The 17202-nt window shown below is 61.1% G+C and carries 13 protein-coding genes; 10 read left to right on the plus strand and 3 right to left on the minus strand.

The features are described 5' to 3' along the window. The first annotated feature begins 12 nt into the window (after nucleotides 1-12). From I6F33_RS36570 to I6F33_RS36600, 7 genes are read left to right on the plus strand one after another with little or no spacing between them, the layout of a single operon-like run. Nucleotides 13-2055 carry a class I tRNA ligase family protein gene (locus I6F33_RS36570; RefSeq protein WP_225145697.1) on the plus strand — a complete coding sequence of 681 codons (2043 nt, stop codon included), beginning with the start codon at nucleotides 13-15 and terminating at the stop codon, nucleotides 2053-2055. After that, complete coding sequence (locus I6F33_RS36575; RefSeq protein WP_225143538.1) at nucleotides 2049-2366, plus strand: acyl carrier protein; 318 nt, start codon at nucleotides 2049-2051, stop codon at nucleotides 2364-2366. The genes I6F33_RS36570 and I6F33_RS36575 overlap by 7 nt, the downstream gene beginning before the upstream one ends. Next, entirely contained in the window at nucleotides 2363-5722 is a 3360-nt protein-coding gene (locus I6F33_RS36580; protein ID WP_225143536.1) for a non-ribosomal peptide synthetase, read from the plus strand. The genes I6F33_RS36575 and I6F33_RS36580 overlap by 4 nt, the downstream gene beginning before the upstream one ends. Nucleotide 5723: 1 nt before the next feature. Further along, nucleotides 5724-7235 (plus strand): AMP-binding protein, encoded by a 1512-nt coding sequence (locus tag I6F33_RS36585; protein WP_225143535.1) that lies wholly within the window; start codon nucleotides 5724-5726, stop codon nucleotides 7233-7235. Next, a complete protein-coding gene (locus I6F33_RS36590; protein WP_225143534.1) occupies nucleotides 7232-7486 on the plus strand; it encodes an acyl carrier protein in 255 nt (84 codons plus the stop codon). Before I6F33_RS36585 ends, I6F33_RS36590 begins: the two co-directional genes overlap by 4 nt. Nucleotide 7487: 1 nt before the next feature. Next, the gene (locus I6F33_RS36595; protein WP_225145698.1) at nucleotides 7488-8117 is read left to right on the plus strand and encodes a GNAT family N-acetyltransferase; all 630 of its coding nucleotides are present in this window, start codon (nucleotides 7488-7490) and stop codon (nucleotides 8115-8117) included. Continuing rightward, entirely contained in the window at nucleotides 8114-9148 is a 1035-nt protein-coding gene (locus I6F33_RS36600; protein ID WP_225143532.1) for a C45 family peptidase, read from the plus strand. The genes I6F33_RS36595 and I6F33_RS36600 overlap by 4 nt, the downstream gene beginning before the upstream one ends. Before the next feature lie 43 nt (nucleotides 9149-9191). Here the strand turns inward: I6F33_RS36600 and I6F33_RS36605 are convergent, their stop codons facing one another. Continuing rightward, a complete protein-coding gene (locus I6F33_RS36605) occupies nucleotides 9192-10106 on the minus strand; it encodes a hypothetical protein (protein ID WP_225145699.1) in 915 nt (304 codons plus the stop codon). A 102-nt stretch (nucleotides 10107-10208) separates the two neighbouring features. Here I6F33_RS36605 and I6F33_RS36610 point away from each other — a divergent pair, with 102 nt between their 5' ends. Beyond that, nucleotides 10209-12461 (plus strand): iron-containing redox enzyme family protein, encoded by a 2253-nt coding sequence (locus tag I6F33_RS36610; protein ID WP_225145700.1) that lies wholly within the window; start codon nucleotides 10209-10211, stop codon nucleotides 12459-12461. A 112-nt stretch (nucleotides 12462-12573) separates the two neighbouring features. Next, nucleotides 12574-13740 carry an acyl-CoA dehydrogenase family protein gene (locus tag I6F33_RS36615; RefSeq protein WP_225145701.1) on the plus strand — a complete coding sequence of 389 codons (1167 nt, stop codon included), beginning with the start codon at nucleotides 12574-12576 and terminating at the stop codon, nucleotides 13738-13740. A 90-nt stretch (nucleotides 13741-13830) separates the two neighbouring features. Here the strand turns inward: I6F33_RS36615 and I6F33_RS36620 are convergent, their stop codons facing one another. Then, the gene (locus I6F33_RS36620; RefSeq protein WP_225143526.1) at nucleotides 13831-14691 is read right to left on the minus strand and encodes an alpha/beta fold hydrolase; all 861 of its coding nucleotides are present in this window, start codon (nucleotides 14689-14691) and stop codon (nucleotides 13831-13833) included. Between the two features lie 900 nt (nucleotides 14692-15591). Continuing rightward, nucleotides 15592-15840 (minus strand): DUF2188 domain-containing protein, encoded by a 249-nt coding sequence (locus I6F33_RS36625; RefSeq protein WP_346656709.1) that lies wholly within the window; start codon nucleotides 15838-15840, stop codon nucleotides 15592-15594. A 344-nt stretch (nucleotides 15841-16184) separates the two neighbouring features. Between I6F33_RS36625 and I6F33_RS36630 the strand changes: the two genes are divergently transcribed. After that, nucleotides 16185-17202: IS110 family transposase (locus tag I6F33_RS36630; protein WP_225145702.1), on the plus strand; the 1018-nt coding region annotated here is incomplete at its 3' end.

Genomic DNA, 17202 nt, shown 5'->3' on the forward strand with positions numbered 1-17202 from the left:
GGAACGCACGCTATGAAAATCATAACCTTGGACGAAAGCGCCTACTCTGCTGCGTTCGGCATCGAGATGGCGCCGGTTGGTGGGCTTGCCGGCCCAGGCGGTGCCGCAAGTTTCGGGCGTGTCTTACCGGGGGGCGAGACAACACCGCACCAGCATGACGAAGCCGAGGCATTCGTCATACTCAAGGGCAAGGGCGAAGTGGTCGTCGACAACGTCATCCATGGCGTCGGTCCGGGCTCGGTGGCGGTATTCGAGCCCTTTGAAACGCACACGCTGCGAAATCCGGGTAGCGTGCCGCTGGAATTCTTGGATCTGTATGGCCGCGATCCAGTCCGCGCGGCCGAAGCGGCCAAGAATACCGGCAAGGAACGCTTTGCCGGTCGGCCTGTCTTCGTCTTTTCGACGCCGCCCACACCAAACGGCGATCTTCATCTGGGACATCTCTCCGGCCCCTATCTCGGCGCCGACGTCTTCGTCCGCTTCCAACGCATGAACGGGGTCGCAGCCTATCACCTCACCGGCAGCGACGATTTCCAAAGCTACGTGGTCGCCCGCGCCAACGAGGAAAACACCGAACCTCTGCGCGTCGCCGCACACTATGCCGCGGAGATTCGCGCGACGCTTTCTCTCATGGACATCATGGTCGACCAATTCACCGTTACCGGAACGGACCCGACCTACCGGGGAGGGCTGCAAAATTTCTTTTCGCGTCTGGTCGGCTCCGGCGCGGTGCAGCGGCGGAAGGATCGGGCGCTCTTCGATGGAGCGACCCAGACGTATCTCTATGAGGTCGATATCGGCGGACTGTGCCCGAGTTGCTCGGCGCCGACCGGCGGTAACATCTGCGAGGAATGCGGCGAGCCCAATCTCTGCGTCGATATTGTCAACGCCAAATCCAAGCTTTCCGTGGCGGCACCAGCGCGCGGGACGGCTGAACGCTACTCTCTGCCGCTGCATGATTTCCGCGACACCGTGATGGCTCATCACCGGACCGGTAAGGTTTCGCCGCGGCTCCAGGATCTCGCCCGGCGCGTCTTTGCGCGGGGGGAAATCCATTTGCCCGTCACCCACCCAGCCGAGTGGGGAGTGCCGCCGGTAGAACCGGTCGAAGGACGCCAAGTCATCTGGGTCTGGCCAGAAATGGCTTATGGATTCCTGCATGGCATTGCTGAGCTTGGCCGCCGCTACGGCCAAGAGTGGTCGGCGGACGCGCCGCAGCGCAACTGGAAGATCGTCCACTTCTTCGGTTACGACAACAGCTTTTACCACACGATCCTGTATCCGGTGCTATACGCTCTCGCTTATCCGGATTGGTCTTGCGACATCGAATATAACGTCAACGAGTTCTACCTGCTCGATGCCAAGAAGTTTTCGACCAGCCGGCGGCATGCGATTTGGGGCAAGGATATTCTGTCGCCGGAGACGGTCGATGCAGTGCGCTATTATCTCGCCCTGACGCGCGGCGAAACGGAGCGAACCAATTTCGAGCTGAAGAGCTGCCAGGCCGTCATCTCTGGGACATTGATCGGGCGATGGCAAACCTGGCTGAACGGGCTGGGCGGTCGTATCGCCTCGCACTTCGGCGGCCATGCTCCGGATGCGGGCGTCTGGTCACCCATACAGAGCGCTTTCCTCGCGCGGTTGCAGACGAGGCTCGACGCGATCGCGGTACATTATGGCGCTGACGGCTTTTCGCTCAATGGCGTGATGCGCGAGCTCAATGGATTGGTTGATGACGTGATCCATTTCACGACGACGCACCAGTGCCTGTCCGGCAATTCCGACGCCTATGACGAGTGGCGCACCGTTATCGCGCTCGAGCTGGCAACAGTCCGGTTGCTCGCTCAATGCGCCACCCCGGTGATGCCGCGCTTCGCCGGCAAGCTGGCCGAGGCGATCGGCACCGATGACGCCACGTCGCATTGGTCGGATCGGGTGATGCTGCTGCGGCCCGGCACCAAAATTGCGCTTGCCACGGCGTGTTTCTTCGCTGTTCCCGGAGCGGCATCGTCTGACGACGCCGGACAACTCGTTAGGAGCGCCCGGTCATGCTGAGGCAGCCTCAGATACAAATCGAGATACAAGACCTGCCGCCATCCGATCCGGAAGCGGTCATACGGACGGAATTTGAAGCGACTCTCCGAGCGATCCTGCACCTCGCCCCTGATGCACCAATCCGGTCACAGGCGCCGGGTGATCTTGGCCTCACCTCGCTCGGCGCGATGACGTTGCAATACAAGCTGCAGACCAACTGGGGCATCGAGCTTTCTGTCGGCGATATTCTGAAGGCAGAGACGGTCGACACACTCTTCGCTCTGGCGATCGCGCGGCGCGCCGCCTGTCAGCAAGAAGGAATCGTAATATGAGTGCCGAGAGCATTCTGAGAGTTGTCGCTGAGCGCGGCCTCGTCTTGTTGCGCAACGGCTCGAACCTGCGCCTCGAGGGGCCTCGATCAGCGATTGACCCGGCGCTGATTGGACTGATCCGCAGCGCCAAATCCGAGCTGATCGAGCATTTGCGGGCCGTGGCGAGGGACGACGGCGGGTGCATCGCTCTGACACCGATGCAGGCAAGCTATTACTATGGTCGCCAGGATCACTTCTCGATGGGTGGCGTGTCCTCCCATGTCTACCGCGAGATTGAAGGCGTGTTTGATGCCGCTCGGCTCGAAGCGGCCCTGGCCGAGGTCGTCGAGCGGCACGGCATGCTGCGCACCCGCTTCGCCGACGATGCGGCGCAGGTCGAAGATAGTGCCGCCGAGTGTCAGCCGGTGCGGATCGCTGTGGCGGATCTGCGCGGCCTGAAGGGTGCCGACCAGCAAGCAATGCGGGATCGTACGCGGGCTGAAATGGCCCAGCAGGTGTTGCCGGCCAACCGCTCGCCGCTCATCGAAGTACGGCTGACAATCCTGGGCGAAGCCAATATGATCCTTCATGTCAGTCATGACGGGCTCGTCATTGATGGCAGCAGCGCATTCCTGTTCTTCGAGGATTGGCGCCGGGCCTATGTCGCGACGGACCGGCCGGGCTTGCGTGACGCCTTGCAAGTATCGTTTTTCGACTACGTTCGCGCGCTCGCGGCGTCGCACGCCGCACCGGAATATATGCGTGCGCGCAATTACTGGCTAAGCCAGCTGGAAAAGATTCCGCCCCATCCGCAGCTGCCGTTGTGCGGCAACCCGGCGGCAATAAGCGCGCCGGTCTCGGTTCGTCATGGATTCCGTATCGAGCCGGAGCGCTGGTCCGCGCTCAAGGCGCAGGCGGTCCGCCGCACGCTGACACCGAATGCCGTGCTTGTTGCCGCCTATGCAGAGGTCTTGTCGCTTTGGGGCGCCGGCGAGCGCTTTACGCTCAACATCACCCTGGCGAACCGCCTACCGATCCATCCCGATATCGACCGCGTCATCGGCAATTTCACCGATTGCATGCTGCTGCCGATCGAGATCGATGTCCGAGCCGATTTCGCAGAGCGCGCCGTCGCAATCCAGACCCGCCTGCGCGAGGGACTGGATCATCGTCAATTCTCCGGTCTCGACGTCATGCGGGAAATCGGCCAGCGTGCCTGCACCGGTCAGGCAGTGCCTATGCCGTTCACCTTCAATAGCACACTCGGAGCTGTGCCGGACGGTTCGGCGATCGCCGCCTGGGGGCGCGAAGTCTATTCGGTAAGCCAGACACCGCAAGTTTGGCTCAATGCCTTCGCACTGGAGAGTGACGGCGCTCTCGTTATCCAGATGGATTCGGTGGACGCGCTGTTTCCGGCAGGGCTGGTCACCGCTCTGACCGAGGGCTATGAGCGGCTTCTCGTCGCGCTCGCCGCCGGTGACGCGGCGTGGTGCCGCATCGATCAGGGGCTCCTGCCGCAGGACCAGTTCGCTCAACGCCGGGCAGCCAACGACACGGCCGTCGCAATTCCTCCCGGGCAGCCCTATGACCGCTTTCTGCAGCATGCCGCCGCAGCACCAGACGCCCTGGCGATCGATTGCGGCACGAGGCGCCTGAGCTATGGCGAATTGCGTGCCGGTGCATGCGCGGTAGCGCGCTGGCTCAAAGGCAACCGCATCGGCCGCGACGACCTGGTCGGCGTCGTGATGCACAAAGGGTGGGAGCAGATCGTCGCGATCCTCGGTGTAGGCCTCGCCGGCGCCGCCTATGTGCCGATTGAGGCGGGGCTTCCAGCGGCGCGGCTCGAGGCTCTGCTGTCGAACGGGCCAATACGGTGCTCGCTGGTGCAGGATACCGCGATGCAAGTCTGCGAGGGCACGGTGAGCTTGACCGTCGATGGCGCCTTCCAGGAGCGAGCTCAGCACACGGAAGCGGATACGCGGCCCGAGGATCTCGCTCCGGTCGATTCGGCACAAGGCGATCTTGCCTATGTTCTTTATACCTCCGGCTCGACCGGCGTGCCGAAGGGCGTGATGGTCACTCGGCGCAACCTGATCAATCTGGTCGCCGATACGACAAAGCGCTTCGAGATTTGTGCCAAGGACCGCTTCTTCGCGGTCAGCAGCTGCAGCTTCGACCTGTCCGTTTTCGACATATTCGGTGCGCTCTCGGTCGGTGCTGCGCTGGTCATCCCCGACGCGGCGCGCGCGGCGGATCCGGGACATTGGCTCGACCTGGCCGCGCGGGCCGGCGTCACAGTGTGGAATTCGGTGCCGGCGATCGTTGGTTTGCTGGTAGATGAGGCCGTTGCGTCCGGCCGGGCGCTGCCACAGACGCTGCGCTTCGCGCTCATGAGCGGAGACCGCATTCCGGCGACGCTGCCGGGGCGGATCGCGGCACTCCAGCCAGATGTTCGGATAGTCAGCCTGGGCGGCCCGACGGAGACGACGGTATGGAACATTCTTTACCCGATCGACCACCCCGGCTCGATCGACGGACCGATACCGTACGGCAAGCCGAACGCCAATAACCGTGCCTATATCCTCGATGCGCAGCGCCGCGAATGTCCCGACTGGGTGCCGGGCGAACTCCATGCCGCCGGCGAGGGGCTCGCTAACGGCTATTTGGGTAATCCGGCCCTGACCGCCGCCGCCTTCTTTGACCACGAGCCGCTGCGCGAACGGCTCTATCGTACGGGCGACAGCGCCCGCTATCGTCCGGACGGAAACATCGAAATCCTTGGCCGGGTCGATTTCCAGATCAAGCTCAATGGCTATCGCATCGACCCGGCGGAGATCGAAGCCGTGCTGATCAATCAGCCGGGTATCGCCGCCGCCGCCGTGGTTGGCCGCAGCACGCGAGACGGTCCGCGCCTCGTCGCCTGTCTCGTCGAAACCGGCGACGGGACCACGGTAGCCGAATGCACTTTGACTGCAGCGCTCGAAGCGGCACTGCCCGAGTACATGGTGCCGCGCCAATTTGTTTGGCTAGAGCGCTTGGCGTTGACCGGAAACGGCAAGGTCGACCGAGCCTTCCTTGCCCAGACTGCGATGCCGGACGCGCCGGACACGGCCACTGAAGCCGCTCCGGCCCCGCCAACCGAACTCGAAGCGAAGATCATCCAGATCTGGTCCGATATATTGCGTTGTGACGCGATTGATCCAGTCAGTGGATTCTACCAACTGGGCGGCACGTCGCTGTCGGGTGTCCGGCTCCTCGCCCGCATACGCAAGGAATTCGGTATCTCCGTGCCGATCGCCAAACTGCCGCGCCTCGACACGCCGCGTAAGATGGCAAGCCACCTCGACCAAGCGCAATCGCACGTGAAGACCTCGTGACATGGAACAGATCATCAACCGGGTCGCGAATGGTCGGCCCTCGGCCGCAAAGTCGATCGCCATCTATGGCCCGGGCGGGCGAACCGTACTGTCGCTATCCGAACTCGACCGGCTTGCTCGGAAGATGGCTGTCTATCTCCAGCGCCTTGGTATTTCCGCCGGGGATCGGATCGGCATCGTGGCCAGGAACCGGCTCGAATGGCTGCTGCTCGACTTGGCCGCGCTGAAGCTTAAGGCAGTCACCGCCGCTTTCGAGGCGGGGAAATTCCCGGCGGCGGCCGCACTCGCCGAGCGATACGCGCTGCGCATCGTCTTCAGCGATGAAGCGTCGGACGCATCTTGCATTCTGCCGATGGACAACCTGCTTGCCACGCTGGAAGCGCTGCCGGAGGATCTCGACCTCCCTCCCGTCGCCTTTGCGCCTAGTGACGTGACGACGATCAAATTCACGTCTGGGAGCACTGGTGAGCCTAAGGGCTTGGCGGCCACGGTCGGCAGCATCGACAGCTCGATTACTGCGACACAGGCGCTGTTCAATCATTCGTCTGAAGACAAGATTTTTGTTTTCTTGCCGCTGTCGCTGCTGCAGCAGCGCTATTGGGTCTATTCCGCGCTCGTCTACGGGCATGATGTCGTGCTGTCGACTTACGAATTGGCGTACTACGCGCTGTCGCGCGAGGCGCCGACGGTCGTGATGGGTGTTCCCGCCTTCTTCGAGACGCTGCGCAAAGCGATCGCAGCGCGGGTCGAGAGCGACGATCCGGCGGCGCTCCGCCGCGCCGCAGTCGAGGCCATGGGATCTCGGATCCGTTATCTCTGGACCGGCTCTGCGCCGGCCAGCCCGGACATGTTGCGCTTCTTCGAGGATTGCGGCACGCCGATCTTTGAAGGCTATGGCATGAACGAGACCTGCATCGTCACCAAGAATGCGCCAGGTGCCCATCGACGCGGCAGCGTCGGCAAACCGATCGACGGCAAACGTGTCTCGATCGATGAAGAGGGCATTGTCGTCGTGCACAGCGCTTTCCCGGTGAATACGAGCTACCTGTTCTGCGCGCCTGGTGACTCGGAGCGCATCTTCCAGCCGGACGGCTCGGTACGCACCGGCGATCTCGGCCGCTTCGACGAGGACGGGTTTCTCTACATTCTGGGCCGAGCCGACGATATCGTCGTGCTCACCAATGGGCGCAACGTCCTGGTCCGGCCGATCGAGGAAAAGCTTCGGACCTGTCCCGAGGTCGAGAACTGCATCGTTCTCGGTTCAGGAGAGGATCGCCTTTCGGCGATCCTTTGCGCGCCGCACGGCGAGGCGGCGCGCGACGTCATCAAGCGTCATATTGCCGATCTCAACGACACGAGCCGGCCGGATGAGCGGATCGGCACGTTCCTCATCGTGGACGAGCCGTTTAGCATCGAAAACGGGCTGCTGACCTCGCAATACAAACCAAAGCGCAGGGCCATTCTGGCTCGATTTGCGAATGAAATCACCCAAGCGTCAAGGGGCTTGATATGAGCAATCTTCAGTCCACCGTCAAAAGAAATCTCGCAGAACTACTTGATGTCGACGTCGATCGGATCGCCCTCGATGCAAATCTTTCCGATGGATACGGGCTGACGTCGCTCAATCTGGTGCTGCTCATGACGTCGCTCTGCGAGGAGACGGGCATCCCCGTTTTCAGCTTTACCGACAAGGACATCGCCAGCCTCAGGACCCCGCGCGATGTTGTCACCCTGTTCGCAACTGCCGGCCGCCAGGAGGCTTGACATGGCTTGGAAGGACCTCGCCGAGGTGCGGCTTGAAAACGATTATGCGCGGCTGCGGCCAATCGCTTTCACCGATCGTGCGTCGCTCGCCGAAATCGCTTTCGATGCCGATATCTGGCGTTATTTCGTGCAGCGGATCGATGCGGACGTAGATCTTGACCGCTTCATCCAGCAAGCGGTCGAAGACACCGCTGCCACCCGCCGGGTCGTCTTTGCCGTCATCGACAAGGCGACGGGCTCGATGGCCGGCAGCATGGCCTACGGCAATTTGGCTGAGGCCGACCGGCGCCTCGAAATTGGCTGGTCGTGGCTCGGCCGCGCCTATCGAGGGAAGCGGCTCAATCGTTGGGCGAAATTTCTGCTGCTGCAGTACGCCTTCGAACGGCTGGACTGCGAACGCGTCGAGTTCAAGACTGACGTGCTCAATCTCCAGGCGCGCAAGGGCTTGCAGAATATCGGTGCGACCGAGGAGCGGGTGCTGCGGAGCTTCAACTACATGCCGGACGGGCGTCGCCGCGATGCGATCTATTACAGCATCCTGCGCCACGAATGGCCGATCGTTCGGTCCGGCCTGCTCAAAGAAGCGAAACTGACCAGGGCAGCCAGCGAACTGGTTGGTGCGGGGCAGTGAAGCCGCTGTGCCTCGAGGGCCTGCCGCGCGAGCTCGGACGCGCCCATGGAGTGGCGCTCCGGCAGCAGATCCGCACCTTTCTCGATGACGATCTGGCGCGGCTCAATCGCGTCTTGCCGCGGCAGATCAGCCTCACGACACTGGAGCCGGAGATTGCGGCCTATCGCCGCGAGATCGCCGCGGCGATGCCGTCGCTTGCCGAAGAAATCGAGGGCTTGGCCGAAGGCGCCGAGATCGCGCCGGACGAAGCGATGTTGCTGCAGATACGCCGCGAGGTGATGGGCTATTCGCGGTTTCATACGGCAGGCGACTGCACGACACTGTGCCGGCGTGGCGAAGACGGCCCCGTGCTTGCCCAGACGATCGACCTCAATGGCAATCTGGACGACCAGATAGTCATTCTCCGGATTGCTCATCGGTCGAGTCCGCGGCGGGTCTTGCTGCTGAGTTTCACGGGACTGCTCGGGTATCTCGGCCTCAACAGCGAGGGTTTGGCGATCGGGCTCAACCTTGTGCTCGGCGGTACATGGCGCCCCGGCATCCCACCCTATCTTGCTATCCGCCATTTGCTCGACAGCAGCAGCGATATCGATTCATGCCTGGATTGGTTGTCGAGGGTGCGGCTCGCCAGTTCGCGTTCGCTCCTGCTATGCGATGCACACCGCAGCGTTACCGTCGAACTCTGCGACGGGAAGCTTTCCGTCCGAGCCGGTACCACTCTTGTGCACACCAATCATTTCCTGTCGGAAGACTTTGTCGCAATGGACCAGATGAACCCATTCTCGCGCAATTCCTCGGTGCGCCGGCTGGAAGCGTGTGTCGCGCAGCTTGATCGTCCGGGCAGTCACGGAGGCCCGGAGGACTACATGGCCCTTTTATGCCAGGAGCCGATCTGCGTGCCCGACACCGGCAATATATGCCGCGAGAAGACCGTCGGCGCCGTGGTCATGTTGCCAAAGGATGGCATACTCCATATCCGGCGCGGCAATCCCGCGCTGGCTCGAACCGAAAAATTCTGTCTGGCCGTGTGAGATGGCCCGTCACCCCGCCGTTTCAGCCGGCCCAGGCCCAAATTCAACTCTTGCGCAGCAATGCACCGAAGCGGGCACCGGATACGCTCGATCCCAGTGCCAGCAGCTCGCCCGACGCCACCGAACCGCTTGCCGCCAAGTCGAGCATATTGATCAGTGGATCGCAGGAGAAGACGTGGCCGATACGTGGAATATTGTCGAGATGGAGCTGGTCGCGGCGGAAGCCAGCCTGCTGCTCCTTCATGATCACGATCGGCTTCCACAGATTGTTGTGCGCGAGGCGCTTGATGTCGCGGAGGCCAACCTCCGCCAGCGCGAACAGTTCGGCATTCGCCCGCCGCGTCAGGTCGGCCGAGATTTCGGCGTTTGGCCTCATCATTCGGGCATCAACCGCCGCGGCTGTGCCAAGCAGTTGGAATTCGCCACTTTGTCCGGCGCTGACGATGCAGCTTGCCGCTCCATCGCTGAACACCGCGAAAGGGCGCAGCCTTTCATCATGCGCGCCGATTGTATCTCCGGCCGCCACCAGGATCGCCTGGTGCCGCCCGCTGCGGACCAGCGTCTCGGCCAGGCCAACAGCGGATGTGAGGGTCGCGCAGCGATTCAGGGTAACGCCGTACGGTATGGCTTGGTGCAGGCCCAGAGTCTCGAGCAGCCGGCCGATGAAATCGGCATGTCGGTCGACATCGGTCGGAAAGTGCGTTGCGCACAGGATGACTGCATCGACCGATGGCTGACGGGCGCCAAAATCCGCCAAGCTCCGGCGCGCCGTTTCGGCCAGCAGCTCGACCGTCGGCCTGGCCGTAACGCGAAAACGATCCCAGCCCCACAAACCCGGGTCGTCGATCATTTGGTTTCGCGCGAGCCACGTGGCCAGACCGGGAATCTCCGTCACACGCCGCTCTTCTTCCCCGAGGAAATAGTGACAGCCGTGAAGATACAATTTCTGGTTTTCCATGCCGCGTCGATCCGCCGGTTGGTGTTATAGGAGTCACCATAGCGAGGTTGTGAAATGAAAGGCCTACCATCAACCGGTATATCATCCAAATCGGATGCGGCCTTGAATGATGTTCAAGGCGCCGCCATACATCGCTTCCTTGGTGGCATGATCGGTCTGTTCCATTTCGATCCGGCGGCTCGACCGTTGGCCGATGCCGCATTGGCCGCGGAGCCGGCCGAGATCGCCGCACTCCTGTTGAAAGATTGCGAAAGTGAGGCGATGCTACTGGTCGCCAAGCAGATTCTGGATGCCACGCTGAGTGTCGCGGAGTGGGACGATGGAGCGCTGGAAGCAATGGCGCAGGCGCCCGTCCTCCGCGGCGGCCGCGTAGATCGGGAACGGCTGTGGCACTGGCTCGAAGAGCACCGTATCGCCACCACGGCGGCGCTCGACGGCGTGGTCGCCTTAGGAACGGCTGCGAAACACTCTCTTCTTCGTGGGCGGGCTGCGCTGTCGTTACTCGGCGATTGCTGGCTCGACACCGTGTCGCAACCCGCGACCCAGCCTGCCGCCATCGTCAACATCCTGTTCGGCCAAAGATGGCTGCTTCTTGGCGAGGGCTGCCCAGCCCGGTCATGTGTCGCTTTGCGCCGTCGGTCCCTCGAAGAGGCCGGCATTTTCCTGCCGTCGATCTCCGATGCGGGCTTCTTCCGCGCGGCCGCGACGGAGCCGATGACGTCACTGCAGGCCGCTTTCTTGCTGTCGCTGTCTCGCTACCCGGCGACCTACCTCCCCGAGTTGGTCGGAATCCACGCTGCCTACCACGCCCTGGGGATCGATGACCGCGTGGCGGGGCTAGCCCCCTTCGTGTCACCCGAAACGGCATGGGAGGCCCTCGACACCTATGTCGACGGGCTGCAAGATGACCCGGCGGGTGAAGCCTTGTCCCGCCGCCTCGTCGATGCGATGCGTGTCTTTGTCGGCCTCGAAAGGCGACAGGTGACGATGCTGGCGGAACTGGCCGGGCAATCGACGGACCGCTCCCTTGATCTGCAGGTCGCCGAGATCATCCGGCGCCACGCGCCGTTTGCCGGGAAACAGCATGGGCGCGTCCGGATCGGCGGAAAGCTGCTCTCCGAGAGTTTTGCTGAAACCAGTTTGGATCTCGCCGTCTTCCTGCGGGATTTCAAGCGCTCCAGCTATCTGCGAGCCGATGCGAAAGGAAGTTGCCGCTTCGTCGACGCCATCAAATTCGGCGGGCCGATGTTCGGCATATTTTCCGAACAGGAAGCGTGCGTCCTCAAATCGTGGTTCCAGCGAGCGGCTCAAACGATCGACGAGCCGATAATCCTGGTACCGGAAGGGCATGACGAATCGGTCACGCGATTGTGGCTCGCCAGCATCCGGAATCGCCCACCCCGCGACACTGTGTTCGAATCTGCCCCAGATCTCGATGACAGGACGCTGTTCTACCGGCTGGTCAATATAGAAAATTTCGCGAACACATTATCGGTTGCGCTGGAGCGCGCACGCGTGGGGTTGGCTCGGGCGGAGGTCCTTTTCAACAACGAGGCCACGGGGCGATATACAGACGCTCGCTTTTTCGAGTATTCCCCCGAGGCCCTGGAAGCTCGGGTCGAGTCGATCTATTGGCACAAGCTCGTCGAACCCTATGCGCCACTCAACGACATTCCGCCTCGTGACGAAGTTGTGTTCGGTCAGAAATACTTTGCGCTGGGCAACCTGATCGATGGCTGCTGGGCATTTCGAAGCAGCGGCACGGGCCGCTTCGAGCGAGCCGCAGATGCGACTTTGTTCAGCATCTATGCCGATGAGATGGGCTTGGGTGATATTCAGAAGAACCACATCACGCTGATCTATGGGGTCCTGAGGAGCCTGGAGATCGACCTGCCGCATATCCGTGACGAAGCGTTCATCGATCAGGACGAAATCCCCGACAACTTCTATACTTTTCCATTGAACCAGCTGTCACTCGGCCTATTTCCGAACCGCTTTCACCCTGAGATTCTCGGCTACAATCTGGGCGTCGAAATGTTTGGCCTCGGCGAGGTGCGGCTGCATGAGATCCAAAAGCTGAAGCACTGGGGCTTCGACCACATTTACGAGGATGTGCACCTCTCCATCGACAACCTCTCCGCCGGACATTCACGGCAAGCGGTGACGATCATCCAGGCGCATCTCGACGAAACGGAGCGGCGATACGGCACCGCTGCAGTCGCCGCCGAATGGCGCCGCATTTGGAATGGCTATGCTGCGTTTTCCTATTTCATGGAAGGTGGGACGCTGGAATCGCCCCACTCTGTCATGATCGACGATGATGCGATCGGCGATCATTGTGCTTTGACGCTCTGACCGTTCGGCGAGCCGGTGCCAGCGGATGACCGGATCCTGGCGGGCGGTGCCGCCACGAGGCCACCGCTTTGCCTTCGGGAGAGTTTTGCAACACCGGGTCGAAGGGGCCGCCGTGAAAATATTCGACACCTCGGTTCTTAGACTGCCGCTCTACGAGGAACGGCATCGGCAACTCGCGAGGCGAATTGAAAGCTGGGCTGACGAGATCTCGCCAGAACTTGGCGAGATCGAAGGTCGCTCGCCCGCCGAGATGGGCCGTCATCTAACGGCCCTGTTCGGGCGAACCGGCTGGTACGCGGCCGTCGGCGGCGCCGATGCGGCCCCTGATTTCCGCAGTATCTGCTTGATTCGCGAGGGCTTCTCGTTCATCCATGATTTGTGCGATTTCGCCTTCTCGATTCAGGCCCTGGCCGCTGCGCCGCTGGTCCGGTACGGTTCTACGGAACAGCGCGCGACTCTGCTCCCGGACATACTGGCAGGGCGGTCGATCGGGTGTCTGGCCTTATCCGAACCCGACGTCGGCTCGGACATTGCCAACGTTTCGCTGCGTGCCGAACGTCGTTGCGAGTCCTATGCCCTGAACGGGACGAAAACCTGGATTTCCAACGCCGACATTGCCGATTTCGCGATTGTCCTGGCCCGAACGGCTGACCAGTCGGGGCCACTGGGGCTCAGCTTGTTTTTCGTGCGCGCTCAATCGCCTGGGATGCGTGTCGCGGAGACGATTGAGGCGATGGCGCGGCGCTCCTTTGGCAGCCTGAGCTTTGACGAGTGCATCGTGCCGGCGGCCCAAATGATCGGAAAGCCGGGACTCGGCTTCCAAATCGCGGGCGAAATCCTTGAGCAGTATCGGATGACGGTTGGCGCTGCCGCGACCGGTTTCGCCCGCCGGGCGCGGAGCGCAGCGCTAAAATGGGCTCGCTCTAGACGCCTCTCGACCGGCACGGTCTGGGACATGCAATTGACTAAATCGAAGCTCGCCGACAGCGAGGTGGCGCTGACCGCCAACGCATTGCTCATCGCCCAGGCGGCGTGGGAAATTGACCAGCAGATCCGTGGCTTTGGAAAGCACTCCAGCATCGCGAAACTGTTTGCGACTGAACATGCACAGCGGATCATCGATGATGCAGTACAGATCTTCGGCGCCGCGGGAATCGTGAAGGATGCCGTGCCCGAACGTCTCTATCGGCAGATCCGATCGCTGCGCATCTACGAAGGAACCTCGGAGATTCAGCGCCTGATCATCGCAAGCTATCTCCAGCATCCTGACATCGGATAGGCCTCCCGCGTGAAGGGCGGCAGGCAGACTCGACGGCGTGACCGCGGGGCTCTACGGGCAGGGATCTCGGGGCCAACAACTCCCAACCGGTCACAACTCACTGCGTGAGGAGCGCGGTCCGAGAAGAAACCGGTTGACCGCATCGGCAAATTCGTCTGGATCTTCGACCATCACCGCGTGGCCGGCACGAGAAACTTCGCACAGCTGGCCATTTTTCAACAAGCGTATGATATCTAGTGCTTCTTTTTTGCAAAGGACCGCAGATCCTCGGCCTCTTATCAATAATGTTCGGCATAAGATCTTAGAAAAAATAGCCCGAACATCATCCGTTCGCGCCGATCCTGTGCTTATTAGTTGCTGAATCCTCTGATCGACTTTGAGTACAAATCTTCCATCGGCGGTCTCGCGCAGAGCGTTGTCTACGATGTGACGAAGCATTCGTGGATGAGTCAGCGGTCGCTTGGCCGATATCCAGGCGGCGTACTCGGCGAGCGAGTTGTAGCCATCGCATTGCTCGTGGAACTGCGAGAGAATATTTTCGCAAACGTCCGGTTCGGTGCTCAAAGAGAAATCTACAAGAACCAAGTCTGTTACAAGGTGAGGGACGGCTGCAGCAACTTGAAGCGCCACGGCCGCACCAAGGGAATGCCCTACAAGAGAAACATTACCAAGTTTGTATTTCTGAATAAGATCGAGAACGTCTGTGGAATAGGGGCCAACGCCATAATTTCCTGTTGGATCTTCATCGGAATCTCCGTGCCCCCTGAAATCGATGATTATGGCACGGTATTTTTTCGGCAAGCGAGGTGCAAAGTCGTACCATACATAGCCACCTTCGCCGAAGCCATGAAGGAGTATGCAAGTCGCGTCTCCACGACCACACTGCTCTATGCGGAAAGAGAATTGGTCTGCCCCGGGCGCCGGCGTGTGCAACAGGTCCGGCACTTTCATAGATAGCACCTTATCGTTCGTTAGATGAAGGGCAGCTCCGATCCAGTGTCTAAATCTGCAACGATATCGTCATCACCCCATAAGATGGATGGCTCTATGCGCTCGATCACGGGGGGCCAAGCGTTTAAAAAGACAACCAAGAGTTCTAGCAAAAGTAGCAAAATTATCTATATACCGATAGTGGGTTGAGGGTCTCAATAGCGCAGCCACCTGATCGAGCTCCATGAAGCCTCGCTTGTGATGGTCGAGGCGAACGACGCCTGATCGCACGATCGGGCCGACGGCCTGGCGAGCGTTCATTGAATCCACCGGGAGCGCCATCGAACCTCCAAGGTGGAATACAGAGCGACGATCAAGAGGTTCGGTAGCCACGAGGTAAACGCCGGGATCGGAGACGTGCTGGAATAGCTGGCGTACCCCAACGCATAGCCGATCGGAATCTGCAGGCGAAGGACAACGGCTCATCGGGAGATGTATCCTGTCTGCATCCGTCTCGCACCTTGCCGCTGCTATTGGTTAAACCGTGGTCTTGCCACTGGGATTTCCCGGGGAGGGAAACGAGCGTCTCGCGCCGCCAACTCGGTGGCCAGCCATATCACAAACAAAGCCTGTGACCTTTAGCCCCGAGAGGGTCGGGTGGCACTCACCCCTCACCCTCTAGAAGATCGCGTATGCGTGCAGCGATCCGCCGCGCGTCCTTCGGCCTAAGATTGGGCTTCACACTATCGAGTATGCCCAACACTGCCTGAGCCTCCTCTGCATAAGATGTCGCGACTTGGCGATCTGCCAGGCTCAAAGACTGATCGGCCGCGCGGGCCTGATTGGCTGCAAGCACCTCAAGCGCTTGCGACCGTAGGGCTGTGATGTGCCGCTCGAAAATGTGCATTCCGTTGGCCCGGTTTAACCTGGTGGGTACGAGTCGCGCCCATATACCCACTCGCTTCTGAATCTATTGTCGTGGCTTTGGACCAGAACCTGCGCGTCGTTTCCTGCCTGCCCCTGCTCGTGGGCGTTCTTCACTGCGACACCGATGGCCTCTTGCTCAGTGGCATAGGGGCCGGAGTACACATCCTTGAGCGAAACCGCCCATTGGCCCCTGTAGCGCGTGACGAAGTATTGAACGCCAGCCATAAAGCCTTTCTCCGGCATCGCCTCTATGATCGTTGGTCCGGATGATCTTTGCAAACCTGACGCGGTCGTCTCAACTACCGGAGTTGGTGGCCGCCTCGTAGCGTCGCTAACGCGCGGGGTGGGCGCATTCAAGTCGACGATCTCGTTACCTGGGTGTCTCACCGGCCCGCACGTTAATCTTGACCTTGCCCCCTGGACTTAATCCAGATTGAAGTTCGCTCTGGCCATATGAGGACCAGAGCATGAAGCGCAGCCGCTTTACGGAAGAGATGGGGTATTCGGTCCCGATCGCCTGACCTATTTGCTGCGCGGCACGTTTTGACTGACGATCATGGACCAACTCTATCCGAAGGAGAAGCGTCATGATCTACGTCGGCCTCGATGTTTCGCTGAATTCCGTTGCGGTATGTGCGGTGGACGAGACCGGAAAGCTTATCCGGGAGGGAACGACGTTGGCGGACGCGCCATCGATTGTGCAGTACCTCGAACCATGGGCTGGTCAAGTTGAACGGGTGGGCCTTGAGGCAGGACCGACGTCAGAATGGCTGACCGCAAATCTAATCGAACTGGGGCTGCCGGCCGTCAGTTTGGAAGCCCGCCAAGTTAAGGCGGCGCTTTCGGCCATGCCGGTGAAGACCGATCGGAATGACGCCCGTGGGATCGCGCAGGTGGTGAGAACGGGATGGTTCAAGCCTGTTCACGTCAAGAGCATCGGCAGCCAAAGGGCGCGGACGCTGGCCGCGGCTCGCAAGCATATCGTCCGCTCCATCGCTGCCACAGAGCAAGTCATCCGCGGACTTCTGCGTCCGCTCGGTCTCAAAGTCGGAATCGTCTCGCGGACTCTGTTCGCGACGCGAGTTCGTGAGTTGGTCGGCGATGACGCCTTGCTGGAGGCGATCATGAATCCACTGCTTGCCGGACGCGAAGCGCTGATGCGGGAGTACGCCCGACTGCATCGTCTGGTTCTGAAGGCCGTGCGCAGTGACCCGGCTTGTCGGCTCTTGATGACGATGCCAGGGATCGGCCCGGTCTCTGCGTTGACCTTCCGCTCCACTGTGGACGATCCCAGGCGATTCCTGCATTCCCAATCTGTCGGCGCCTATCTCGGGTTGACGCCCCGGCGATACCAATCTGGCGAGGTTGATCGGGTGGGACGGATCACAAAAGTCGGAGATGGAGAGACGCGCACAGCCCTGTTCGAAGCTGCCAACGTCGTTCTCAGGCCATCAACCCGATGGTCTCCGATGAAGGCCTGGGCGGTGCGTGTTGCCCACCGGCAAGGAAGCAAGCGTGCGAAGGTCGCGCTGGCCAGAAAGATGGCTGTCGTCCTTCACCGAATGTGGGTTGATGGAACCGAATTCCGATGGACGGCGGTGGCGT

The sequence above is a fragment of the Bradyrhizobium sp. BRP20 genome, from assembly GCF_020194215.1.
GTDB classification, from domain to species: Bacteria; Pseudomonadota; Alphaproteobacteria; order Rhizobiales; family Xanthobacteraceae; genus Bradyrhizobium; species Bradyrhizobium yuanmingense.